This window comes from Pectobacterium jejuense (assembly GCF_026800125.1).
In the GTDB taxonomy this organism is placed as follows: domain Bacteria; phylum Pseudomonadota; class Gammaproteobacteria; order Enterobacterales; family Enterobacteriaceae; genus Pectobacterium; species Pectobacterium jejuense.
The window spans coordinates 1-250 of sequence record NZ_JAPQKX010000057.1 but is presented as its reverse complement, the minus strand read 5'-3'; the positions used below and the strand labels follow the sequence as shown (position 1 = coordinate 250).

Annotated in this window: 1 protein-coding gene; it reads left to right on the top strand. The window is 70.4% G+C overall.

What is annotated here, in order from left to right; all coding sequences use genetic code 11:
* On the top strand, positions 1 to 250 hold a 250-nt coding region (locus NXT09_RS22675), incomplete at both ends, for a hypothetical protein (protein ID WP_268581204.1).

Below are 250 nucleotides of genomic sequence, written 5' to 3'. Positions count from 1 at the left end.
ATTTCCGGCGCATGGCGGCCGATTTGCAGCGCCGCTTGCCCGACACGCTCATTCAGCGGGCCCTGCACCGGCTGCCGCCTGCCGTGTATGCCCTCGAAGGCCCGCGGCTGACGTCCTACCTGCAGACGCGCCGCAACGCCCTGCCCGCCGCCGCCGATGACTTTTACCTCACCCTGGCTCATGCGCCCACGCTGGGCGGCACGGCCCAGGCCGAGCGGTTTGTGGTGAAGCGCTACCCGGACTCCACCAC